At 40.7% G+C, this 25,142-nt stretch carries 21 protein-coding genes; 4 read left to right on the top strand and 17 right to left on the bottom strand.

The features are described from left to right. Positions 1–187 precede the first annotated feature (187 nt). Complete coding sequence (locus EJ103_RS16965) at positions 188–3,187, top strand: immune inhibitor A domain-containing protein (protein WP_126008898.1); 3,000 nt, start codon at positions 188–190, stop codon at positions 3,185–3,187. Positions 3,188–3,391: 204 nt separating this feature from the next. Here EJ103_RS16965 and EJ103_RS16960 read toward each other — a convergent pair whose 3' ends face one another. The 6 genes from EJ103_RS16960 to EJ103_RS16935 all read right to left on the bottom strand — a co-directional run bounded on the left by EJ103_RS16960 (position 3,392) and on the right by EJ103_RS16935 (position 10,482). Continuing rightward, complete coding sequence (locus EJ103_RS16960) at positions 3,392–4,399, bottom strand: isocitrate dehydrogenase (protein WP_055019049.1); 1,008 nt, start codon at positions 4,397–4,399, stop codon at positions 3,392–3,394. A gap of 189 nt (positions 4,400–4,588) precedes the next feature. Further along, positions 4,589–6,277 (bottom strand): hypothetical protein, encoded by a 1,689-nt coding sequence (locus EJ103_RS16955; RefSeq protein ID WP_126008896.1) that lies wholly within the window; start codon positions 6,275–6,277, stop codon positions 4,589–4,591. Between the two features lie 6 nt (positions 6,278–6,283). After that, positions 6,284–6,670 carry a DUF3192 domain-containing protein gene (locus EJ103_RS16950; protein WP_004586398.1) on the bottom strand — a complete coding sequence of 129 codons (387 nt, stop codon included), beginning with the start codon at positions 6,668–6,670 and terminating at the stop codon, positions 6,284–6,286. Positions 6,671–6,739: 69 nt separating this feature from the next. Then, positions 6,740–7,513, bottom strand: coding sequence for a flap endonuclease Xni (xni, locus tag EJ103_RS16945; RefSeq protein ID WP_126008894.1), 774 nt, complete (start codon positions 7,511–7,513; stop codon positions 6,740–6,742). A 10-nt stretch (positions 7,514–7,523) separates the two neighbouring features. Continuing rightward, entirely contained in the window at positions 7,524–8,867 is a 1,344-nt protein-coding gene (gene ppnN, locus EJ103_RS16940; RefSeq protein ID WP_004586396.1) for a nucleotide 5'-monophosphate nucleosidase PpnN, read from the bottom strand. A gap of 79 nt (positions 8,868–8,946) precedes the next feature. Then, the gene (locus tag EJ103_RS16935) at positions 8,947–10,482 is read right to left on the bottom strand and encodes a GGDEF domain-containing protein (RefSeq protein WP_126008892.1); all 1,536 of its coding nucleotides are present in this window, start codon (positions 10,480–10,482) and stop codon (positions 8,947–8,949) included. 203 nt (positions 10,483–10,685) lie between these two features. Here EJ103_RS16935 and EJ103_RS16930 point away from each other — a divergent pair, with 203 nt between their 5' ends. The 3 genes from EJ103_RS16930 to EJ103_RS16920 all read left to right on the top strand — a co-directional run bounded on the left by EJ103_RS16930 (position 10,686) and on the right by EJ103_RS16920 (position 16,278). Further along, positions 10,686–12,476 (top strand): PDZ domain-containing protein, encoded by a 1,791-nt coding sequence (locus EJ103_RS16930; RefSeq protein ID WP_055019045.1) that lies wholly within the window; start codon positions 10,686–10,688, stop codon positions 12,474–12,476. Positions 12,477–12,619: 143 nt separating this feature from the next. Next, a complete protein-coding gene (locus EJ103_RS16925; protein ID WP_126008890.1) occupies positions 12,620–14,692 on the top strand; it encodes a bifunctional diguanylate cyclase/phosphodiesterase in 2,073 nt (690 codons plus the stop codon). Between the two features lie 314 nt (positions 14,693–15,006). Continuing rightward, complete coding sequence (locus EJ103_RS16920; RefSeq protein ID WP_126008888.1) at positions 15,007–16,278, top strand: aminotransferase class I/II-fold pyridoxal phosphate-dependent enzyme; 1,272 nt, start codon at positions 15,007–15,009, stop codon at positions 16,276–16,278. 8 nt (positions 16,279–16,286) lie between these two features. Here EJ103_RS16920 and EJ103_RS16915 read toward each other — a convergent pair whose 3' ends face one another. The 11 genes from EJ103_RS16915 to hisG form a co-directional block, all read right to left on the bottom strand. Further along, positions 16,287–17,093: a glycosyltransferase family 25 protein gene (locus EJ103_RS16915; protein WP_126008886.1), complete on the bottom strand. Its 807-nt coding sequence runs from the start codon at positions 17,091–17,093 to the stop codon at positions 16,287–16,289. Between the two features lie 63 nt (positions 17,094–17,156). Beyond that, the gene (locus EJ103_RS16910; RefSeq protein WP_024031736.1) at positions 17,157–17,342 is read right to left on the bottom strand and encodes a DUF1289 domain-containing protein; all 186 of its coding nucleotides are present in this window, start codon (positions 17,340–17,342) and stop codon (positions 17,157–17,159) included. Next, positions 17,343–17,837, bottom strand: a complete 495-nt coding sequence (locus EJ103_RS16905; RefSeq protein WP_055019041.1) for a hypothetical protein — start codon at positions 17,835–17,837, stop codon at positions 17,343–17,345. Between the two features lie 123 nt (positions 17,838–17,960). Continuing rightward, positions 17,961–18,575, bottom strand: a complete 615-nt coding sequence (hisIE, locus tag EJ103_RS16900; RefSeq protein ID WP_126008883.1) for a bifunctional phosphoribosyl-AMP cyclohydrolase/phosphoribosyl-ATP diphosphatase HisIE — start codon at positions 18,573–18,575, stop codon at positions 17,961–17,963. Beyond that, a complete protein-coding gene (gene hisF, locus EJ103_RS16895; RefSeq protein ID WP_006793443.1) occupies positions 18,566–19,345 on the bottom strand; it encodes an imidazole glycerol phosphate synthase subunit HisF in 780 nt (259 codons plus the stop codon). The genes hisIE and hisF overlap by 10 nt, the downstream gene beginning before the upstream one ends. Next, on the bottom strand, positions 19,327–20,061 hold the full coding sequence (locus EJ103_RS16890) for a 1-(5-phosphoribosyl)-5-[(5-phosphoribosylamino)methylideneamino] imidazole-4-carboxamide isomerase (RefSeq protein WP_004586383.1): 735 nt from the start codon (positions 20,059–20,061) through the stop codon (positions 19,327–19,329). The genes hisF and EJ103_RS16890 overlap by 19 nt, the downstream gene beginning before the upstream one ends. A 33-nt stretch (positions 20,062–20,094) precedes the next feature. Further along, positions 20,095–20,685 carry an imidazole glycerol phosphate synthase subunit HisH gene (gene hisH / locus EJ103_RS16885; protein ID WP_126008881.1) on the bottom strand — a complete coding sequence of 197 codons (591 nt, stop codon included), beginning with the start codon at positions 20,683–20,685 and terminating at the stop codon, positions 20,095–20,097. After that, complete coding sequence (hisB, locus tag EJ103_RS16880; RefSeq protein ID WP_024031732.1) at positions 20,682–21,743, bottom strand: bifunctional histidinol-phosphatase/imidazoleglycerol-phosphate dehydratase HisB; 1,062 nt, start codon at positions 21,741–21,743, stop codon at positions 20,682–20,684. Before hisB ends, hisH begins: the two co-directional genes overlap by 4 nt. Next, positions 21,740–22,849, bottom strand: a complete 1,110-nt coding sequence (gene hisC / locus EJ103_RS16875) for a histidinol-phosphate transaminase (RefSeq protein ID WP_055254149.1) — start codon at positions 22,847–22,849, stop codon at positions 21,740–21,742. Before hisC ends, hisB begins: the two co-directional genes overlap by 4 nt. Further along, positions 22,839–24,140 carry a histidinol dehydrogenase gene (hisD, locus tag EJ103_RS16870; RefSeq protein WP_126008879.1) on the bottom strand — a complete coding sequence of 434 codons (1,302 nt, stop codon included), beginning with the start codon at positions 24,138–24,140 and terminating at the stop codon, positions 22,839–22,841. Before hisD ends, hisC begins: the two co-directional genes overlap by 11 nt. A gap of 5 nt (positions 24,141–24,145) precedes the next feature. Continuing rightward, entirely contained in the window at positions 24,146–25,045 is a 900-nt protein-coding gene (gene hisG, locus EJ103_RS16865) for an ATP phosphoribosyltransferase (protein ID WP_004586378.1), read from the bottom strand. Positions 25,046–25,142: the final 97 nt, after the last annotated feature.

Below are 25,142 nucleotides of genomic sequence, written 5' to 3'. Positions count from 1 at the left end.
GATTAAAATTTCAAATTAATTTGTTTTAATACTAAAAAGTTGCACGCTATTTGTAGTTATATAAAAAATATGAAGAAATTATGCTAATTTAACCGAGTAACCATAATGGGTAAATAGGTAATTTGAGCGCTGTGCTTAATGCATATATTAGGTATGATAGAGCAATAATTTATCTGGGGAAGATACAGTGAAAAAAATAATATGGCTTGGCTTATTCCTTTGCAGCCTAAATCTTAACGCAGCAAATACCAGTGCGCATGACCCAGGTATTATTAACAAACAAAGAATAGAGTATTGGTTAAATAAACGCGCTGATACCCAACAAACCACTAACAAGCCAACGGTTGAAAGCTACTTAGCGAATACTGCAATGCTTAACCCTTCGCAGTTAAAACCTGTTTCTACCATGAAAGCCCGCTTAACCGCTAAGCAAGCCAATAAGCAGCTGCAATATGCAAGTGCGGCTAGTCCTAGCAACGCGCTAAATGAGGTTAAAATACTGGCTATTTTAATTGATTTTCCTGATTTAAAGCACGATGACAATCAGCTAGTTGATGATGATACCGATATGTATTACGAAAATTTTACAAAAGAGCATTACCAACAATTGCTTTTTAATGAGGGTGGGTTTGTAGGCCCTAATAATGAAACACTTAGCAGCGTATACGATTATTATTACGACGCATCAGGCGCTAGCTTAACTTTTAGCGGGCAAGTATATGGGTGGGTTAGGGCAGATAGTAATGCTAAAACCTATGGTGAGCGCGTAGGTAACACACGCGATATAAATGCCCCCGCACTGATAAAAGAAGCAGTAGAAAAAGCCACTGCACAATTTGATATTGATTTAACGCAATATGATTTAACAGATTTAGATGATATTGACGGCGATGGTATTATCAACGAGCCAAATGGCATTATCGACCATGTTATGGTTTTTCATTCCAGTATTGGTGAAGAATCCGGTGGAGGCTATTTAGGCGTTGATGCAATTTGGTCTCACCGCTACTACGTATTTGATGAAAACAGTGAACCTGTCAGTATTGCGGGTAGTAGCGTTAAGTTATCGGGTTATACGATAAACCCAATAGATGCCAGCATAGGTGTCGTTGCGCATGAATTTGGTCACGACTTAGGTTTAGCAGATGAGTACGATTTACAGTCAAATACCGTGGGTGAGCCTGTATCGTCTTGGTCAATAATGTCTACTGGTAGCTGGGCTGGTGGACCTAGAGGTTCACAGCCCGTTATGTTTAGTGCACAGGCGCTTGAGTATTTACAAAACAGATACCAAGGCAATTGGGTGAACCAGCTTAATTTAACCATGGAGGAAGTGAACAGCCAGCCTCAGCAGTCGCTTGTTTATACTAGCTCACTTTCTCAGCAGCAAAGCCAAATTAAAGTGACACTTGCGCAGCAGCTAGAAAAATTTAAAACCCCGGTTGAAGGTGATTTTCAATTTTACTCTGGTACAGGTAACAACCTAACACACACGCTCTTACAAACCGTGACCTTACCTGAGGCGGCTACACCACTGACACTTAGCTTTTTAGCTTACTACAGTATTGAGCGCGATTATGACCTTGTACAAGTAAAGGTAAATCAAACTCCTTTAGCTGGTAATTATACAATCGAGACAAACCCTTATTATGGCGATATAGGCCCGTATATAACTGGTGATTCGTTTTTACATGCAGATGCGCAGCAACCTAATGGTTTTTTAATGCATGAGTTTGATTTAACACAATATGCGGGACAAACCATTACATTAAGTATTGAGTATATTACCGATACAAACACACAGTATTATGGTTTTGTAGCCGATGATTTAAAAATAACACACAACAATACTGTGATTTGGCAAAATAACGCAGAGCAGTCAGAGTCGACCTTAGCGTTAAATGGTTTTAGCCGCGTGAGCAGTTATATTTATGCTAAAGCAGCCCACTACTATATACAGCTACGTGCGCACAGAGGTGTGGATGCCGGCTTACAAGCAGAGCAATATTCACCGGGAGTTTTATTATGGTATAGCGATAGTGCATTTGATAACAACAACACAACTGATCACCCAGGGGGTGGTTTTAATTTAGTGGTTGATGCGGATCAAAAGCCAATTTATCGCGGTACAAGTAGCACCGCACTTGCAGATACACCTATACAAGTACGCGATGCTGCATTTAGTTTATATCAGCAAAGTGCAGGTTTAGGCGATCAAGACTTAGCTGCCATTAGTGAGTTTAATGATCATTTTGATTACAGCTTTACGCAGCAGGCTGAATCAGGTGTGGTGCTTACTCCCCAAGGGTTTAACTTTGAAATAGTCAGCCAACACCCTGAAAGTGAAACAGCTGAGCTTTTGCTTAGCTATGATGCGCTACAACAAATAACCACAACAGTAAACGAGGCAACCGTTAGCTTTAATGTAGCCGGTTTAAAGTTAACCCCCACAGATACATTTTTATGGGACTTTGGTGATGGGCAATCGAGTACTGAGCTAAGTCCTACACATACCTATGCCGATTACGGCACATACAGCGTTACCTTTTCGGCAATGGGTGAGACGACTACGCAAACACAAACTAAACAAATTACCATCACAAAACCGCTAGAAATTGAAAATTTAACGTATCAATTAAACGGTGCGACTTTATCTGCTCAACTAATCGTAACTGGCGGAGAAGCACCTTACAACATGAGTTGGCTTATAGATGGTGAACCCGTATCGCAAACTGAAAACCTAGATTACCAATTTAGCTACTCTGGAGATTATACCCTCGCGTTAATAGTAACTGATACGCAAGGGATAAGTGTTAGCCAACAGCATGCTTTGAGTGTTAACGCACCGCTGCAATTAAGTACACGCCATACGGCAAACAACTTAGCAGTACAATTTAATAGCTCACCATTAGGTGGATCTGGTAATTATACATATAGCTGGGATTATGGCGATAGCAGCCCACTAGGTACAACGCAAAACCCAAGTCATAATTACCAAGGTGCAGGTAGTTATATGGTAAAACTTGTGCTCACAGACAGTCAAACCAATGAAGTTATAAGTAGTGAGCTAACAGTCTCGGTACAAGAAGCGCAAAGTGAATCGTCATCAAGTGGTGGGGCAATAGGTTATTTAATTGCGCTATTAGTGATAAGTGGATTTTACCGGCGTACCAGCAATAAAGTTTAATGATTTTGTGAAGTAAAACCATTTGACTTAAATGTCTAATAACTTAACACCAGTGGTATAAAAGGTGATGCTCGCTGCATTAAAAATTCTATTTAAAATAAATAGCGTAGTTATGCCAAGTGATGTTATCAGCAAAGGTTAAAATACAAAAAAGCCAGCAATATGCTGGCTTTTTAGGCTTAAAACAAGATTAACCTTGTTAAATTATAAACGGTCGATTACTGATTGAGTGAAATCAGTTGTACCGTGGCTGCCGCCTAAGTCACGTGTTGTGCGATCGCCAGATTTTATTACATCAGCTACTGCGCTACGAATACGCTCAGCCGTGTCGCCCATATCTAAGTGCTCAAGCATTTGGATAGACGCTAAAATTACTGAAGTAGGGTTTGCTAGGTTTTTGCCAGCAATATCTGGTGCACTACCGTGAACGGCTTCAAAAATAGCAGCATCTTCACCAATGTTTGCCCCTGGTGCCATACCTAAACCGCCAACTAAACCAGCACAAAGATCAGATAAAATGTCGCCAAATAAGTTAGTTGTTACTACAACGTCAAACTCTTCAGGTGTCATAACTAGCTTCATACATGTTGCGTCAACAATCATTTCAGTTGATTCAATTTGCGGGTAACGCTCAGCAACTTCACGTGCAACTTTTAAAAATAAGCCAGAGGTAGATTTTAAGATATTTGCTTTGTGTACTGCGGTTACTTTTTTACGGCCTTCACGTACTGCTAACTCGTAGGCAAAAGTGATGATTTTCTCAGCGCCTTCGCGAGTAATTACAGATTTAGCTTCTGCTTCGTTACCGTCTTCGCTTACTACTTGGCCTACACCTGAGTACATACCTTGGGTATTTTCACGAATAGTAATGATATCGATATCATCGTAACGTGCTTTAGTACCAACAAATGATTTAACAGGGCGTACGTTTGCGTATAAACCAAACTGCTTACGTAATGTTACGTTAATAGACGTAAAACCTTCACCTACCGGCGTCGTTAGTGGGCCTTTAAGAGTGATTTTGTTTTTAGCGATTGTATCAATTGTTTCTTGAGGAAGTAGCTCGCCAGTTTTTTCTAGTGCAGCAAGGCCTGCATCAACAAATTCATAATCAAAATCGCAACCTGCGGCTTTTAATATTTCAAGTGCTGAGTCGATAATGCTCGGACCGATGCCGTCGCCTTTGATCACTGTGATGGTTTGTTTGGCCATTGACTTTTCCTTTAAAAGAATAAAAAACGCACATAAATTATTACTAATAATAGTAACTGCTTGTTAGGTCATTTATGTGACGTATGTGGATATATTTTGAGGGCGCATTTATACCAACTTATCGCCCATTTTGCCAGTTTATACTATAAATACAGGGTATAACCTGTACTTATAGTCAGCATAAGTGACTTAAATGCTGTTATATAGCGATAAGCCTTGCAGTTGCGCAAAAAAATCATCCTCAGATTTAAAGCCTTGTGCTTTTAGCTGCGCATTTAAAGTTTGTTTTTGCCAAGAAGTTAAAGGCAGAGCGGGTTTAAAAATAGTTTGCGCCACGACCTTTAAACTAATCCATAATTTGTGCTGCTCGTTTAGCTCTTTTTTAGGTTGTTGTTCAGCATCGAGTAGGGGCTTGGTCCATGGATTATCACTCAGTAGTTGTGTTAATTCTGTATTTAAATGTTCATTATTAATCGTTTCCACCCCAAAAAAGGCTGCTAATGGGGCACTATAAGTTTGGTTAGGCACACTACTTATGGTTACTTTTGCACAGAGCTGTGCACTGCAGTGGGTTAATAAATAATGCACGTAACCATAGATGGGCAAGGCTATATGTTCAAATTGCTGATTTGGGTTATTACTTACCATTAAAGCTAAAATACTAATAAAGCTATTAAGTTTATTCAGTACAATGTGTTTGTGTGGATGATGTGATGTATCCACTAATTGCTCAAATATAACCCGCTGAATAATTGCCGGTGCATTATCGTAGCCGACCATCGACAAGCTATGGCGTAAGTCTTTGGCGGCTTGGTGCTGATTGTTATAGGGCCTGACTGCTTGGCAGAGCTTCTGTGTTATTTCACTAAAAGGGGCTAGTAACTTATCTAAGCCTTTAAAACTATATTCATGCGCTACTTTTATATGACTCACTAACGCTATTAATTCGGCCTTTGAACTTATCTGCGCCGGGGCTTTACGTACCAGGTGCTCATTGTTCCAGGCTAAAAATAATACCCGTTTATCAGCACATAGCCATTGCATTGGTTGATCTTTAAGTGAGGTTTTAACCTTGTACCACGCCAGTTTTTTCTCATTATTGGCATTAATAAGTATATGCTTATTAGTCTCATCACTTGCTAAATAAACCATTGCTTGGTCGCTGTAAACAATTTTACTGCCTGGCAGGTGTGGGCCTATATGCGCTATTAAATCCTTAATTAACCTTTGCGCAAATGGGTTAGCTGTTTTGACATACAATTCACCCAAAGCTTTGTAAAAATTTAATGGGTTCTTTTTCGATGTATAGGTGATGTTCATCGCGATAATATTACTTAATGCACACAAGGTTATGGCATTGTCATATAGCATTATGTCGCTAGTACTTAGTAACGCTTGCTTATACTTATTTAGTTTAGCTAACATACGCACGCTATTTTGAGTAGGGTGCTGTGCACTGAGCAACACTTTTGCTGCTAGCTGATGGCGAAAACGCCATATTTTTTTATCGCTGAGTGTAAGCATTTGCTGCTGCGCAATTTTATTATGCTGCGCTACAACGCAGCAATGCTCTACCAATGCAACACCAATATAAAGCTCGGTTAGTTCGTCATCAAATTGCTGGCTAGCGCACAGTGCTGTGCTAATAACACATTGGTTAATAACGAGGTTTGTAGCAAAGTCGTAGTGGCTGGTGTACAAGCTTAAACGCGCTTGTAAAGCGTGCGGGTGTTGCTGATACAAAACGCGATAGTGCTGGGCTGTTTGTACAACAAGCGGATAAAGATGTTGCCACTGCGTTTTGTCACTATAAATTGTTAGTATTTGATGTGTGTTATGCAGTAACCGCACTAACTGTTTTGAAATAGGCTCATCCATTGGCCATCACCTGATCTTTTCCTGATAAGTTGTATAGGCGCTGGGGCCCCATAAAAATAACTCACCATTTTTAAATAATAAGCCGGTGCATTCATCCATCGTGGTTATGCCATCTGAAGTTTGGTGCTGTGTACGGTAAAAAACAATCTGCCATACTTGGTCTTTGTTACGTTTGGCATAGGTTAAATCGGGGCTTCCTAAATAATCGAGTACACTGTTTAAGGTAACCGCCTCATCAATAGACAGCTTTCTTATGTAGCGCTCGTTAAAAGCCTCACGGTCTTGCCAAATCATTGCTTGCGGGTCATCTTTATAAAAGGTGATCACTAAAGTCGCAATGAGTGCATACAAGCCTAACCCTAATATTAAGTATCTTATAAACTTTTTAATCATTTTTAACTCACACTCGCAACAATAAAGTGAGTATATGTTGTGCGCTTAAACAGTGCTATCAACATGCGACTAATGCAACCTTAACTGCTTTAAACTAAAACCTAGCTGTATATCTGTTCGCAAAGTGACTAATTGTTTAGAAATAACATACATGTCTTTTTGCTCAACTAGCTTTTTTTGAATACTGCTTGATAGGGCATCATCTTCTATGGCGCTATCTATGCTTTCGTAGGTATTTACAATAAGCTGAGCCGATTTAGTCCCTATGCCTTTAACGCCGGGTACATCGTTAGTTTTATCACCCGCTAAGGCCCAAAAATCAATAAGTTTACTTTGCTCAATACCAAAGCGCTGCTCAATGCTGTCGCAATCTAGGTAGCTCTTTTTAAAATAATCGTACACACAAATATAGTCGTTCAAAAAAGGTAAAAAACCCTTATCGGTAGAAACAATGGTACTGTTTATCTTATTTTTTGCAGCTTTGTCGGCTAAGGTGGCTATGATATCGTCGGCTTCATCGTTGAGCGGTTCAAATACAACGATGCCCGTTTGCTCTATAGCTTCTTTAAAGTAGTGCAGCGCATTTTTAAGCGTGTCGGGCATGGGGGCCCTAGAGTGTTTATATTGCTTATAAAAGTGGTAGCGCCAGCTTTTGTCGCCATCAAAAACAGCTATAGCGTGAGTGGCATCTGTTGACTGTAAAAGCTTTTTGCAAGCATGTGCTACGCGCGCGCAACTGGCCTTTAGCATCTGCTCTTCACTGTGGTGTGTTTGGTTAGCGTCAACTGCGTAAATGCGCCTAATTAAATTAAGCGCATCAATTAAAAGTAAATGGGGTTTCAAATAGTCAAACTCATGCTTTTATTTCATAACAAGGGATATACTTACTACCGGGTAACTTCATACGACCTTGGTCTACAAATGCTTGTAATAGTTTATCCATATCTTTCATTAAATCAGGCTCACCACTTAACACATAAGGTCCATGTGCTTTTATAGCGCGTAGGCCTTCATCTTTCACATTGCCAGCAACAATCCCCGAAAACGCTCTACGTAGGTTAGCTGCTAATTGCTGCTTGGGCTGTTCTAGGTGCAAATCTAAACTTGCCATGTTTTCGTGCGTAGGTGCAAAAGGTTGCTGAAAATCGTTATCGATTTTAAGTGTCCAGTTAAAGTAGTAGGCATCGCCTTGGCTTTTACGATAATTACGTACATTTGCCATAGCTGATTTTAATTTTTGCCCTACTAGCGCAGGATCATCAATGATTACTTCAAACTTATCAAGAGCTTCTTTGCCTAATGTCAGCTCTACAAACTTACATAACTCGCTAAAGTACGCTTCGCTTTCTTTAGGGCCGGTTAAAATAACAGGCAAACACTGTTTTTCGTTATCTGGGTGCAGCAAAATACCTAATAAATAAAGTAATTCTTCTGCAGTACCTGCACCACCTGGGAATATAATAATTGCATGCGCCGTTCTAATAAATGCTTCAAGGCGCTTTTCAATGTCGGGTAAAATTACCAGCTCATTTACAATAGGGTTTGGTGGCTCTGCGGCAATTATACTAGGCTCGGTTAAACCAAGATAACGGTTTTCGCTAATACGTTGTTTAGCATGGCCAATAGTGGCACCTTTCATCGGGCCTTTCATTGCCCCTGGGCCGCAGCCAGTGCATATATTTAAACCACGTAAGCCAAGCTCGTAACCTACTTGTTTTGTGTATTTATATTCTATTTCGTTAATTGAATGTCCACCCCAACACACAATCATGTTTGGTTCGCTGTTAACGCGCAGCGCCCCGGCGTTTCTAAGCATATCAAATACCATGTGGGTAATGGCTTTTTGTTCTTTAAGATCTTTTTCGTACTTTTGGCAAATGAATAAAATATCGCGGATCACCGAAAAAATATGCTCGTGAATACCGGTAATTATTTCGCCATCAACAAAGGCGGTTTCGGGAGGGTTTTCTAACTCAATTTTAATGCCGCGCTCGCGACTGACTAAACGAATATCAAAGTCTTGGTATTTGTCGTAAATTTCATTACTTGCATCTGTGTGGCTGCCTACGTTAAGGACGGCTAAGGCACAGTTTCTAAAAAGTCGATAACGTTCACTGGCTGAAGATTGCTCTAATAAATCAACTTCCAATTGTGACAGTAAATCTAAAACCCCAGTCGGGTTTAACTGTATTAACATCGGCATTCTCCTTGCTGCTTAAAATGTAAAAACTGCATGTCATCTACTTTAGCACTCAAACTAATTGAGAATTATGACATTATTTACTCATACAAAGGCGATCCCGACCCGTTTTTTTTGCTTCATAAAGGGCGTCATCTGCTCTGTCGAATGCTTTGAGCGGTGTATCGCCTTTTTTAAATTGTGTAGCGCCTAACGAAATGGTGATTTCTATTTCTTTTTCTCTAAATTTAAAAGGAATATTCTTAATCACTTTTCTTAGTTTTTCAAGCGGCTGCGCTGCGTTTAACAACGAAAGCCCAGGCATAAGTAGGACAAATTCTTCTCCGCCGTAGCGGGCTATAAAATCAGACTGCCTCACTGATCTTTGCAGCGCCTTTGCAATAACTTGTAAGGTTATATCGCCTGCAGTATGACCAAATCTATCATTAATTGACTTAAAGTGATCCACATCAATAACCACTAGGGTAACATCCGAGGCTTGGACATTAAATAAGTGAAGCTCGTGATTGTAACGTTCATCAAAAGCCGCTCTATTTGGAAGTTTTGTAAGGCTGTCGAGTAAACTTTTAAAGCGTTGCTCGTTTAGGCGTTTTTTATATTTAGTTAGTTTGCCTTCTAAGCTGCCAATTCGCTGGTTAATTTCATCAAAACTGGCAATCAGCGTTTCGCGGTCTTTTCTTTCTAGCTGCTCTTTAGCTATAAAGTCTTGGCTGAGAGATTTTAGCTCGTTATCAACTAATTCTTTTAAAGAGGAAATAGACGTAGCAGATTGGGTTTGCTCGTTTAAATGTTTTATTTTTCCTTCAATACGTTTATTTAGTGTATCGAACTCTTCCCCCATTGACTTAGAGTGCTGGCTGGTAGATACAATTGATGAGTGCAACTCTTCTAATGTTTGGTTAAGCGAGACTAAAAAGCTTTGTGCCGATTGGCGCTCTTTACTGATATTTTTGACCACGACGCTTATTATATTTAAAGCAGCTTGCAACAGGGCTTCTACATTATCGTTTTCGGTAATTGTATTTTTTATTTGTTTAATTTGTTCAGTCGATTCATCCTCTAATACCAGCTCATTTGCAAGCTCTAACAGCTTTTTAGCCATACGAGGAGAAGCATTAGTGCTTGTTTCATCCGTGGTTGAAAGCTTGCTATGCAAAGCATGGTGATAAAAGTTAATAAGCTGATTTAATATCGGGATGTAGTCGTGCGTAGACTGTACATTATTAATTTCGTGGTCGAGTAAATGTCTTAAGGTGCGGCGGGTATCATCTGGTAAGCCTTTGGTTTTTTGTAAAAGCTTACCGGCTGTTTGTACGCTCGAAAACAGCTCTCGCTGATGGGCTGTTTGTAACGCCTCTTGGTTTTGCAGTAACAATAAAATGTCATCTATTAAAGGGGATAATATTTCAAACCCGACACCTTTATTTAGCGAACTTCTAAATTTGGCGAGTTTATTATCAAGCTCAATATCAAGCCCTTTACAGCTTAAAGACAATTTTGCAGTTAGATTTGATAAAGTATCAACTTGGAGCTTACGCGCATTTTCAATGGCTATCCTTGCTTCAATTGCTTGCTTTAACTTTTTATCTACAGCGTTAGAGTTTTCAGACACCTAAGCATACCGCCATCGTATTAATTACATTACCTTCAGTTTACAACAAAATCATATTAAGTGTAGTTATCTAATTAAAAACTTAGCATTTTTACTTAGACCCTGCATGTAAACTGAGCTATTAGGTTGTTTGTCGTTTTTAATTCACTTTTAATTTATGCCTTGTTAGGCTTATTTCAAATAATAAGTAACTTTGAGTCATTATGAAAAAGCGTTTTGTCCTGTCAATGTTAGCGGCCTGTTGTGCAGCCCCTGCGTTAGCCGATGTAAATTATTCTTTAAGTATTACACAGCCACAACATCATTTAGGTAATGTAAGTGTAGAGTTTCCAAAGTCGGCGCAATCGCATATCGATGTTAAATTGCCTGCATGGCGCACTGGTCGCTACGAAATATTAAATTTAGCCAATGGGGTACGTTACTTTGCGGCCACAGACGACAATGGCAATGCATTAAAATGGGAAAAAATTAATCACAGCACATGGCGAGTGCATTTAGCTGAGCCAACACACGTGAATATTGATTACCAAGTATATGCAAACGAGTTAGGTAAACGTGCACGCCACATAGACGATAGCCATGCCTTTATTGATGCATCTGGCTTTTTTATGTTTAGTGAATCATTTCGCCAAGAACCAGTTACCGTAGATTTAAAGGTGCCTAAAGCGTGGCGCTCTGTATCAGGCATGGAAAATGCGAGTAATAAACACAGTTTTAAAGCCGCAGATTACGATGTACTGGTAGACTCACCAATAGAGACAGGAATTAACAAACTTCATAAATTTGAAGTAGATGGCCGCCAATACGAGTTAGTCATATGGGGCGAAGGCAACTACGATGAGCAACTAATGCTTACTGATTTAAAAAAATTAGTGACCACAGGTAATGTTATTTGGAATAGCTACCCGTATGAGCGTTATGTATTTATGGTGCATGCTACATCGGGTGCTGGCGGGGCAACTGAGCATTTAAACTCAACCATTATACAGCGCCCACGGAATCGTTTTGGTAGCCGCGAAGATTACTTAGGCTTTATAAGTACCGCCGCGCATGAATTTATTCATACCTGGAATGTAAAAGCTTACCGCCCTAAAGGGCTGGCGCCTTATGATTACACCAACATGAACTACTCAAATTTATTATGGATTTCGGAAGGTTCTACTAGCTACTTTGAAGATCATCTATTAGTGCGCTCAGGCATAGAAACCACCGATGAGTTTTTTAAAGTGATGAGTAAAACGATTAATCGCCACTTACAAACACCAGGTCGAGAAGTACAAAGTGCCAGCGAAACAAGCTTTGATAAATGGATAAACCAAGGTGGCGACCACGCGCGTAATTACAGCACCAATATATATTTAGAAGGCTCATTGCTTTCTATGTTGCTAGATATACATTTATTAGAAACAACCCAGGCAAAAGTTAACTACCGCCAAGTACACAACGCTTTATACAACAAGCACACGTTACCACAAGGGTTTACTGAGCAAGATGTTCTGGCAATATTAAAAGAGCTAACAGGTGAAGACTACACAACGTGGTGGCACGATAACGTGAGCACCCCAGCTAATATAGATTTTGATGCTTTATTAGGTAAAGTTGGCTTAAAGCTTACTCGCCCTGAGAGCGCTAAGCCATTAGCAAGCATTGATGCCACTGCAAAAAATAGCGGCGAGTTATTAACACTTACCCACGTTCGCAGAGGCGGAGCAGCATGGCAAGCGGGCCTCACAACAGACGATAAAATTGTGGCGGTTAACAAGCAGCATGTTGGAAAAGATTTAAAATCGAGCTTAGAAGTATTTAAAGCGGGTGAAAAAGTCACTATCGATTTTATTCGTCGCGATGCACTTCAATCGACAACCCTCGTTTTATCGCAAGATTATGATAAACCTAAAAAGGTGGTTGCTGATAAAAATGCAACTTTATCTCAACGCGCCTTATTTAAAGCATGGATGGGGGTAGAGCACCCCATTAATGTGCAAGCTGATTAACATAATAGCGTTTTATTAAAGGAGCTTTTGCTCCTTTTTTTATATCTTATGCAAAGGTATATCACTTAAAAACCAACCTAAAAGTGCTAATTTTAAGAGTACGTCCTATTATTGTGTTAATAACGACTCTAGGTTGCGTATAAATGAAGTCATTAAAAACCACTCAAATCCTCTCACATCAATTTGTGCTTAACGATCCGCTGCATCAGTTATTTGATGCGATACACAGTATTTCTGTGCAAGGATACGATGAGCAGCGCCGCGTTATTTATTGGAATAAAGGCAGTGAGCTGCTTTATGGCTATACAAAAGAGTACGCAACCGGAAAAAAACTAGAAGAATTAATTATTCCGCCCCCAATGCAAGATGCGGTTATAGATGCTCATCGTGAGTGGCTCATAAACGATATCGAAATACCCGCGGCTGAGCTTACATTACAGCATCAAAATGGCAGCAATGTTACTGTGTTTTCAAGCCATGTTATGTTTACAAATCAGCATGGGGTAAAACAGATGTACTGCATAGACATAGACTTGAGCGATGTAAAACAAGCACAAGCGCAAGCTATGGATAAACAGCAGATGCTCGAAAAAGTATTTGAAGCCATTCCTGATTTGTACTTTCTACTCAAACCCGATGGCACCATAGTTGATTACCATGCAAATGATTTGAGCAACTTACATTTACAGCCTGAGCAATTTTTAAATAAATCGATGTTTAGCGTATTGCCCTATACTGTAGCCAAAATGTTTAAAGACAATATTCAAGAGCTGTTAATTAACAAAGGTAATGTATGCTTTGAATACGAACTTTTAGTACCCAAAGGCGTTTTGTATTTCGAAGCGCGAGTGAGTTATTTACATCATTCAGACCAAGTAATGGTGATAATTCGCGACATAACAGAGCAGCATGAGTCAAACAAACTTATACGTAAACAAGCCTATTACGATAGCTTAACGCTACTCCCTAATCGTTTTTATTCTTTAAAACGACTTACTCAGCTGATTAGCACTGCGAGCGAAAAAAATACTTTAGCCGCTGTTATTTTTATCGACTTAGATGACTTTAAAAAAGTAAACGACACACTCGGGCATGAAATTGGCGATTCATTACTTATCAGCGCCGCTAATAAACTGAGCCAAATAGTTAATGAAAACGCGACCGTAGGCAGGTTAGGGGGCGATGAATTTATTATTCTACAATCAGAGCTACACAGTAAAAAACAGCTAGATGCGATTGTTACACGCTTACTTAAAAGCTTTAGAACCCCCTTTGAAATAGATGGCCGCGAATTGTTATTAACGTTAAGTATTGGTGTGGCTTTGTACCCCGATAATGGGGTAACAGCCTCTGATTTATTACGCCATGCAGACACAGCAATGTACCAAGCAAAAGCGCTTGGCAGAAACACCTACGCCTGCTTTACCAGCGAAATGAATACCGCCATAAAAAGGCGGTTAGCAATAGAAGCGCAGATGCATGTTGCTCTTGAAAAAAACGAATTTGAATTGTATTTCCAACCTAAATGCGATGCTAAAACACTTAAAATAATTGGGGCTGAGGCGCTATTACGCTGGAACAATAGTGTGCTTGGTAAGGTTATGCCCGATGAGTTTATTCCGTTAGCAGAGCAAACAGGTTTAATTATTCCTATTGGAAAGTTTGTTATTGAGCAGGCATTAGCATTTTTAACGCAGTGGCAGGTAAGCTCTCAACAAAACTACAGCATGGCAATTAATTTATCACCAAGCCAATTTAGAGATTCAGAGCTGCTAAGTTTTATAGCAAGCACGTTAGAAAAAACCGGAGTAAGTGCTAAAAATGTCGAGCTTGAAATAACCGAAGGCGTGTTAATGAGCGTACAAACCAATATTACAGAATCGTTGCATGCACTTAATAAGCTCGGTATTAAACTATCTATGGATGACTTTGGCACAGGCTACTCATCGCTTAGCTATTTAAGGCAATATCCGTTTGAAGTATTAAAAATAGATCGCAGCTTTATGTGTGGTATTACCGAAAACCAAGAAGACTACAGCTTAGTTAAAGCCACAATTGCAATGTCGCATAGCTTAGGCTTAAGTGTGGTAGCTGAAGGCGTAGAAACATCAGCACAACAAAAATTATTAGCCGAGCTAAATTGCGATTTGATTCAAGGTTACTACTTTAGTAAACCGCTGCCAGCGTTACAGTTACTCGATTTTAAAGCGTTATAAGTACATTTATTATAAGTGTTAACCTAAAAATCAGTTAGTTGTAAATAGCGTAAATTGAGCCGTCGACCGCATTTAGTATTTAAACCCTTTAGCCAAATAACGCTACACATTAATATGATAGGCTTTACTGCTTCTGCTTTGGTATTTTGATAAAACAAAACCTATGCAGTGAAATAAAACACCCTCTAGATTGAGTAAAACTCATCCCGCAAACTTTAATACCCCTGACACTCATAATTCATTAATTTAATTCATGTGCATTTTATAAGCTAATAATGCTAGGTTTAATCATCACAATATTGAAGGAAATAATTATGAAACTAGAGTCATTAGCACTGCACCATGGTTACGAGTCTGAAGAAACCACAAAATCAGCAGCAGTGCCTATTTATAATACCTCATCTTACACGTTTGATAATACGCAGCATGGCGCTGATTTATTCGACTTAAAAGTACCAGGCAATATTTATACTCGTATTATGAACCCAACCAATGCGGTGCTTGAACAGCGTATTGCTGCAATGGAAGGGGGCATTGGTGCGCTAGCGGTAGCCTCGGGCATGGCAGCTATTACCTATGCTATTCAATGCTTGTGTGAAGTAGGCACTAATATTGTGAGCACCAGCCAAGTATATGGCGGTACATATAACTTATTTGCCCATACGTTACCGCGTCAAGGTATTGAAGCACGCATGATTAAAGCTGATGATTTTAGCGCCTTTGAAGACGCGATTGATGATAATACCCGCGCAGTATTTTGTGAGTCCATTGGTAACCCCGCAGGTAATATTGTCGATATTGAGCGTTTAGCAAACATTGCTCATAGTAAAGGGGTACCACTTATTGTTGATAATACTGTAGCTACACCGTATTTATGCCGCCCATTTGAGTTAGGTGCCGATATAGTGGTTCATTCACTGACAAAGTATATAAACGGACACGGTACAGCTATTGGCGGTATGATTGTTGATTCAGGTAAATTTGATTGGAAAGCCAATGCCACACGCTTTGCAATGATGAATGAGCCCGATCCGTCGTATCACAATGTGGTCTATACCGATGCCTTTGCAGAAGCAGCCTTTATTGGTCGTTGTAGAGTAGTGCCACTTAGAAATACCGGTGCAGCACTTGCGCCCAAAAATGCATCTGACATTTTAATTGGCCTAGAAACCCTAGGCTTACGAATGGATCGCCACTGCGAAAACGCGCAGAAACTGGCTGAATACTTAGAAAATCACCCTAAAGTACTTTGGGTTAACTACGCTGGTTTAACATCAAGCCCATATAATGCAATGAGCCAAAAAATCACCAGTGGTAAAGCCTCAGGCATTTTAAGCTTTGGTATCGCGGGCGGCCTTGAAGCAGGCACGCGCTTTATTGATGCGCTTAATATGATCCTGCGTTTAGTTAATATTGGCGATGCTAAATCGCTGGCTTGCCATCCTGCGTCAACTACACACCGCCAATTAAATGATGAAGAGCTTGCAAGCGCAGGTGTGAGCCGTGATTTAATTCGCCTATCAGTCGGTATTGAAAACATTGCCGATATTATTGCCGATGTAAGCCAAGCGCTCGATCAAGCATAGTTATAAAATTAAGAACCTTGCGTGAGTAAAGAAGGTGCTTTTGTAGCGCCTTTTTTATTAGGTTTAATTTGCTTGGTTTGTTTTATAAATGCATTTGTATAAAGTTTATTTAAAACGCCGCTGTGTAATTGTTGAAACTTACGTTTTAAAAAAGCTTTTTTAACCTTGGTTTTAGTAGCGCAGCTTGCAATATCGCTCTGTATGTCTGTATTTTGCGAAACAGGGTATGGCATAAGCGAAAAACCATTTACGTGGGTTTCCCAAATATGCTGTAAATCGCAATCTACAGGACGGCCAAATTTAGCTGTGGCTTTAAGTAATTGCTTAGCCCCTTCATAGCTTATTGCCGTAGCACAACAGCCGGTCATTAGCTTTTTATGTATGACTAATTGCTGGTGGTTATTTAGGTTTTGCTGATAGGCAATAGGGCGAGTGCGGTTTTCATAAGCGGCGAGTTTAATAAGCTGCCAGGGCTGCTGTAGCTGCTCAATATTTTTTATCGCATTATGAATGCTCTCATCAATATAAAAGTCATCCTCGATCACAATCGCGTAATCTAGTTTTTCTTCAACTATTTTTTGCCATGCTTTACGGTGGCTTAAATAGCAGCCAATTTGACCATTGCTTAGCGGATAGTGATACTGCTGTTTATTCAATTGCGGGCTGTAATGTAGGAACTTTTGTTGTGTACTTAATTGTGCGCCATCTACGGCATCAATCCGTTCAAATGACAAGTTAACACGTGCCAGTTGCGTTTGAGTATTTGCGAGTCGCTGCGCGGAGCGCGCTAAGTTTATTACAAATAATGCTGCCATGATGTTCACCCCCTACCGTTTTTAGCAATACTAAAGGGGGGGTGTTACACGCAAGTGGCAAATTTATGGCTTTTTTAAGTCAGCTCGCGGCTGCGCTAAAATGGCGTTTTTTTCTTCTTGGCTGAGGATGATCCAATCAAATATTTCTTCATTAGTTCGCCCGCAGCCAGTGCAATAACCGCTGCGGCGCTCACATATGCCTAAACAGTCTGTTTTTAACTTAGTGTTTGAGTGTGTGGGTTTTTGCATTTAATTTCCTAGCGGTGGAGCAATTTCAAAACGGGTAATATAGCGCGTTCTGCTTTGAGAGGTAAATAAGGTGATAACTGGGTGAGCTTCATCCAAAACAAAGTTACTACTCATTGAGGTTGCTGACTCTTTCGTATTTTCGTACCAGCCTTGTGACGCTACACATTGACGTATTTTATCCACTGTTTGTATATGTAGATTTGTGGCATGGGCTTGTTTGTTTTCACTCGTGCATTGATAACTAAACTGCTTATTATGTTGAGTAATGGTGCAGGTATTGCCTATAAAATGAGTATTAGCATGCCACTGGTTTATAAAATCATTTCCCACTTTATTTGCTTTTACTGCATTAAAGCCGTTAGTGTGCGCATTAAGTAATGTGTTTAGTGGGCTACATGCGTTTTGCGTTTTTACTATTGTAGGCGCAGGGGCTTTTTGGCTTACACAGCCCGTTAATACCAATAAGGATAAGGCTGTGATAATTGATTTATTCATAAGCAACGCTAAAAGAATTCTATAAGCTGCACCATACGCAACCTATGTAAAAAAATAAATACCATAACGTAAAAAGGCCCATAAAATATGGGCCTGTAAATGCGCTAAAACAAAGCAGCTGTATTATTTATGGCGACCTTGTAGGCATTTTACAACGTCTTCAAGGGCTAAGCCTTGGCGTTGTAGCAATACAGTAAGGTGATAAATTAAATCAGCCGATTCGTTAGTAAGTTCATCGTTATCGTGTTTCATTGCAGCAAGCGCTACTTCTACGCCTTCTTCGCCCACTTTTTGACAGCTACGGCTTAAGTCTTTAGCAAATAAAGACGCTGTGTAGCTTTTTTCAGGGTCATCATTTTTACGCGCAACAATCACATCTTCTAACTGTGCTAAAAAGCTTAGGCTAGGTTTAGCGTCTTCACCAAAGCAGCTTTGTGTACCTAAGTGACATGTTGGGCCTTCTGGATTAGCCAGTACTAAAATTGAGTCGTAGTCACAATCGGTATGCACCGATACTACGTTTAAGTAGTTTTCTGATGACTCACCTTTGGTCCATAAACGTGACTTTGAACGCGAGTAAAAGGTTACCTTGTTACTTTCAAGCGTCACCTTTAGTGCTTCGCTGTTCATAAAGCCTTGCATTAAAATAACACCAGAGCGAGCATCTTGAACAATCGCAGGGATCATTTCGCTTTTAGCAAAATCTACTTGAGTTTGGTTTTGTTGTGTTACTTGCATAGTCTTGCTGCCACTTGGTTATCAGTTAAAAATTGTTTTAATTCGCCAATGTTAATCACATTTTTGTGAAAAACGCTTGCTGCTAATGCGCCATCGACTTCGCTTTGTTTAAATACATCAACAAAGTCTTGCATACTGCCTGCACCGCCTGATGCGATTAAAGGAATATTACATAATGCGCGCATTTTACTCAGCTGCTCATTGTCGTAACCGTTACGTACGCCATCTTGGTTCATACAGTTTAAAACAATTTCGCCTGCGCCTAAGTCTTGTACGCGTTTAACCCATTCCTCGGTTTTGTAACGTGTACGGCTTGATGCATTAGGATCGCCGGTTAGTTGATACACTAAGTATTCGCCGGTCACTTCATCGTAAAAGCTATCAATACCTACAACAACACATTGCTTACCAAATTCATCATGCAGCTCTTTTATAAGCTCAGGGCGGGCAATAGCAGGGCTGTTAATACTTATTTTGTCAGCGCCACGCTCTAGTACACGTGCTGCATCGGCTACTGATTTAATACCGCCAGCCACACAAAATGGAATATCGATGTGGCGGGCAATGCTCTCTACCCAATTTACATCAAGTAGACGTTTTTCAACGCTTGCGCTGATTTCGTAAAAAACCAGTTCATCGGCGCCGGCATCGCTGTAGGCTTTTGCCATTGTTAAAATATCGCCCACTATTTCGTGGCCTTTAAATTTAACGCCTTTTACTACTTGGCCGTCTTTTACATCTAAACACGGGATTATGCGTTTTGATAACATGCCAACGCCTCCTCAACACTAAATGCGCCATCAAGTAGTGACTTACCTAAAATAACACCACCTACGCCCAGCTCTTTAAGCTTTTTAATGTCATCAAGTGAGCTCACGCCACCCGAAGCTTGTACTTTAATGCTGCTGTTATGGCGAGTTAAATCTTCGTAAAGCTCAAACGATGGGCCCGTCATGGTGCCATCTTTACTGATGTCCGTACATAAAAAGTCAATAACGCCCAAGCTTACATAAAAATCTACAAGCTCAAGTAAACCAAACTCAGATTCACTTAACCAACCGTGCGTAGCAGGTGCCCAGCCCGTGGCTGTTTTATTTACATCAAGGGCAATAACAAAGTGCTCGGCGCCAAATTGTTCAATCCAGGCTTTTACTTGCTCGCGTTTTTCTACCGCCATAGAACCAATAACAACTTGGTTAGCACCGGCTTTTAGCCAATCGCTTACATCTTGCTCTGAGCGAATGCCGCCGCCCACTTGATAAGGTACGTTAAGCGCTTTCGTTGCAGCTTGGATATGTTGCCACTGTTTTTTACTTGGATCGCGTGCGCCTTCTAAATCTACAAGGTGCAATTTACCTGCGCCGCTGTCGGCGTATTCTTTTAAACGTGCGCCAAGCTCAAAAGGGTAAAACTGAGCGGTGTCGTACTTACCTTGGTATAAACGAACAATTTGATTTTGTAATACGTCTAATGCTGGAATAATCACAAATAATCTCTTTATTGTTGGTTAATGGGCCGTTTATAACTGCCAATCAACAAAATTTTGTAATAAACGTGTGCCTACTTTTGCACTGCGCTCTGGGTGAAATTGCATGCCAGCGTAGTTGTCTTTTGCAACAATGGCTGAAAAGGTTTGGCCGTACTGGCCGCTTACAAGTGTTGCATCGTTTACGGTGTGCGCAAAGCTATGTACAAAGTACACTTGCTCGTCTTGTGTTAAGCCTTTGGTGAGTGCATGCTCTTTATTTACGCTTAAGTTATTCCAACCCATATGCGGCGATGTTAAATTGCCAACATCAAGGGCTTTTACTTGGCCTGGTATTTTACCTAAGCATTGTACGTTACCTTCTTCGGTGCTTTCGCACAGTAACTGCATACCTAAGCAAATTCCCATAAGTGGGCGCTGGTATTCGTTTATAGCTTGTTGCCAGCCGTTATCTACAAGGCGTTTCATGGCAACAGATGCATGTCCAACGCCTGGTAATATTGCACGCTCAAAACCAGCTAATTGCTCTGGTGAGGTAATGACTGTTGGCGTTTGACCTAAGCGTTCAAAGGCAAAACGAACTGAATTTATATTGGCACACCCGGTATTAATTATGGCAATCATAAACATCCCTTAGAGCTGGCTGTTTGTTGGGTCGTGTCTTGTGCTACTGCCATACGAAGGGCACGTGAAAACGCTTTAAATAAGCCTTCTACTTGGTGATGACAGTTACCGTCGCTCACCGATAAAATAAGGCTAATAGCGGCATTATCGCTTAAGCTTTTGAAAAAGTGCTCAACCATTTGTACGTCTAAATCGCCTGCTTTTTCACGGCTAAAGTTAGCGTTTAATACAAATGAAGCGCGGCCCGATAAATCGATTTGTGCCTCTGCTTTACACTCATCCATTGGCAGTGCAAAACCATAGCGCGCTATTTGCGATTTAGTACCCAGCGCTTGTTTAAGCGCAACACCTAGGGCAATACCAATGTCTTCAACAAGGTGGTGCTCATCTATGTGTAAATCACCTTTCGCTTTAATATTTAAACCAATGTTGGCGTGGGTGCGAATTTGATCAAGCATATGATCAAAAAAGCCAAGGCCTGTTTCAATGCTACCGTTTTTAGTTTGATCTAGGTTTATGGCTACATCAATTTGGGTTTCTTTGGTGTTACGCGTAACACGGCCTTCACGGTTGGCAGTTGTAAGCTTTGTAACAATGGCAGGCCAGCTGCCATCATACAAAATGCCTTCACAACATAAGTTTTGAGCAAGGCCAATATCGGTTTGACGATCGCCAATCACGTATGAACGAGCTAAATCAACTTTGCCAGAACGCATAAGTTCAGTTAATAAACCTGTTTTAGGTTTACGGCAATCACAGTTTTGCTCGTCAAAGTGTGGACAAATTAATACCTCGTCAAAGCTAATGCCTTGGCTTTGCAGTATGTCCATCATTTTATCTTGTGCTATATCAAAGTCAGCAGTCGGGAAGCTGTCTGTGCCTAAGCCATCTTGGTTAGATACCATTACTAAGCGGTACCCTGCGGCTTGTAATTGTAATAAAGCCGGGATAACACCAGGTAAAAAAGCTAATTTTTCTAGGCTGTCTACCTGTTTGTCGGTGATTGGCTCTTCAATTATGGTGCCGTCACGGTCAATAAATAAATAGGGGTTACTCATGATACTTCTTGTCCTGATAAAAGAGGTGAGGTTGCTGGCTTATCAAGGCCATCTAACCAAATTTTTACTTGCTCAAGTTCTTGCTCATTACCAATGGAGATACGTAGCCAATCGTCTTCACCGTATAGGGTAAACGCGCGCATCACTAAACCTTGTTCAAGTGCTACTTTAAAGTAGTTTTTGTCGGCTAATTTTAAGGTAACAAAGTTACCTTCACCAGTGAGAATTTTTAATGCAGCTGGGGATGCGTTTAACCACTGTACAAGTTTAGCTTTTAAACTATTTAAAATAGTCACTTGTCGGCGCATTGATGTAATTGCATCAGGCGCTATGGCTTGTGCTGCAATACTTGCTACCACACCCGATACCGGATACGGCGCAATCACTTTACGAATAGGTGCAAGTACACTTTCTTGTGCAAGTGTGAAACCGGTTCTTAACCCTGCAAGCGCAAACGCTTTAGATAAAGTGCGCAGTACCACTACATTACTATATTCGTTAATCAGCGCTGTAGCACTTTGCTCAGGGCAAAACTCAATATAGGCTTCATCAACAATAACTAAGGCTTTACCGGCAAGCGCTGTTGCAATTGCTTTTACTTTTTCAAGGGGGGTTATGCTACCGGTTGGGTTATTTGGATTACAAATAAACACCAATTTTGAGCTGCCCACTGCCTCAACTATTTCATCAACACTGCCATCAAGTAATAACGCTTGGGTTAGTCCATTGATTGCAACGTTGTGCGTATCAGCGGTTACTTTGTACATACCGTAAGTTGGCAAAAATAACGCAATGCTGTCTTTTGCAGGTTCGCAGTAGGTACGTACTAAAAGCTCAATGCCTTCATCGGCGCCGCGCGTCATTAATACGTTTTCGCTTTCAAGCTCTGCATACGCAGCATAGCGGTCAATAACCAATTGTGGCTGTGGATCTGGGTAGCGATTTAAATCTTCAATACTCAGCTCAATATTTTTAGCGTACGGGCTTTCATTGGCATTTAACCACGTTGACCCTGTTAGCTTTTCACTTTTAGCAGAGCTATAGGCAGCAAGAGCTGCAATATTTTGTGGTAATAAGCTAGTCGCTTGTGCGCTCTCATTGCTCATTTTTAATTGCCTCTAAACGAATTGAAACCGCATTTGCATGTGCATCAAGGCCTTCTGCATCTGCTAGTGGCAAAATAGCTTTTGATAACTGTGTTAAGCCACTTTTACTTATAGTTTGTACTGTGTAAGTGCGGAAAAAATCAAGCAAGTTTAAGCTTGAATAGGTTGCACTGTAACCGTAGGTAGGTAACACGTGGTTAGTACCCGATGCGTAATCGCCCGCTGATTCTGGCGTGTAGTCGCCAACAAATACCGAGCCTGCATTTTTTACTTTATCTAAGTAAGGTGTTGAATCTGCTAATTGCAAAATTAAGTGCTCAGGGCCATATTGCGCTGATACGTCAAATGCTTGCTCAACAGAGTCCACTAAAATAAGTGATGAATTAGCCAGAGCTTGCTCGGCTGTATCTTTGCGGCTTAATTTAGCAAGCTGGCGTGTAAGTGCCTGCTGCGTTTGCTCAATGATACTTTCGCTGTTACATAATAAAATAACTTGCGAGTCTACGCCGTGCTCAGCTTGCGAGAGTAAATCTGCCGCTATAAATTCTGGGTTTGCACGCTCATCTGCAATTACTAATACTTCAGAGGGGCCTGCTGGCATATCGATTGCCATACCAGGAATTGTTTGCGCAACAAGCTGTTTTGCCATCGTTACAAAGCTATTACCTGGGCCAAAAATTTTGTTCACTTTAGGCACTGATTCAGTGCCATAGGCCATTGCGGCAATCGCACCTGCGCCACCACTTTCAATTAAAGTTGTAATGCCACATAACTTAGCTGCATATAAAATGGCAGGGTTAATGCTTTCATCACCTTGCACAGGGGTTGCAAGTACGACGGTTTTAGCACCACTTAATTGTGCAAGTACACCTTGCATAATAACCGATGATGGCAGTGGAGCACTTCCACCAGGTACATAAATACCCACAGCTTCGATGGCCTGATATTTCAGTTCACATTCAACGCCAGGTTGGGTTGATAACTTAATATCTTTAGGCAATTGCGCTTCGTGAAAACGTTTAACGTTTGCATAAGCGGTGTCAATTGCGTATTTAAGCTCTGCGCTTAGTGCTTGCTCTGATGCGTTTATTTCATCAAGCGGTACACGTAAACGAGGGTTAGCTCTATTATCAAACTTTTTAGCCATATCAAGTAAGGCTTTATCACCTTGCTCTTTCACATCGCTCATAATTGTTTGGCATATAGCTTCAACCTTGGCGCTGGCAGAAACCGCAGGGCGCATTAGCGCCGCTGCTTGTACTTGTGAAGATTCCTCATTCCAACGAAGCATGGTACTTACTCCATCATTTTTTCAATTGGCATTACTAAAATAGAGTTAGCGCCTAGGGCTTTAAGCTGCTCCATTGTTTCCCAAAATAATGTTTCGCTGCTTACCATGTGTAGCGCTACGTACTCTTCGTTACCAGCAAGTGCAAGTAGAGTAGGTTGGCCAGAGCCTGGTAAAATTTCGCAAATTTCATCAAGTTTAGTTTTTGGCGCGTGTAGCATAATGTATTTGCTTTCTTTAGCTTGTTTAACACCACGAAGGCGCGGCATAAGCTTATTGATTAGCGCTAGTTTGTCTTCATCTTGCAGGTCTTTATTTTGAATTAAACACGCGTTTGATTCTAAAATTGTATCACCTTGAATCAAGCCGTTCGCTTCAAGCGTTGCACCGGTAGAAACTAAATCACAAATTGCATCTGAAAGACCGGCACGTGGGGCTACTTCTACTGAGCCTGTAAGCATTACAGTGCTTGCATTTATGCCTTCGCGCTTTAACCATTGCGTTAATATTTCTGGGTAGGTTGTTGCAATACGTTTGCCTTCAAACCAGCTTTTATCACGTGGGCCAAGCTCTTGTGGCCATGCAAGTGCAAGGCGGCAGTAACCAAAGTCTAGTTTTGCTAGTTTGCTAACTTCGCTTGGTACACCTTGGCGTTCGCGTTCGGCTTGTACTTCTACTAGTACGTTTTCGCCAACAATACCTAAATCACAAACACCGTCCATTACTAAGCCCGGAATATCGTCATCGCGCACACGAAGTACGTCAATTGGCATATTGGTTGAGTGTGCAATTAAGCGTTGCTCACGTAGGTTTAATTTAACACCTAGTTGCTTTAGTAAATCTTGACAATCTTTAGACAGGCGACCGCCTTTTTGGATGGCGATACGTAGACGATTTGTGTTACTCATTATTCATTTTCCTTTAATTTAAAAACTAAAAACCCCGAGGGGAACCTCAGGGCGAAAATGAATCAATGTGTTTTGAATCGCCAGAGGTTCCTTTTAG

Origin of the sequence: Pseudoalteromonas sp. Xi13 (assembly GCF_003952205.1) — a bacterium.
In the GTDB taxonomy this organism is placed as follows: domain Bacteria; phylum Pseudomonadota; class Gammaproteobacteria; order Enterobacterales; family Alteromonadaceae; genus Pseudoalteromonas; species Pseudoalteromonas atlantica.
Note: the sequence above shows the minus strand (reverse complement) of the source record. Positions and strands in the feature narration are given on the sequence as shown.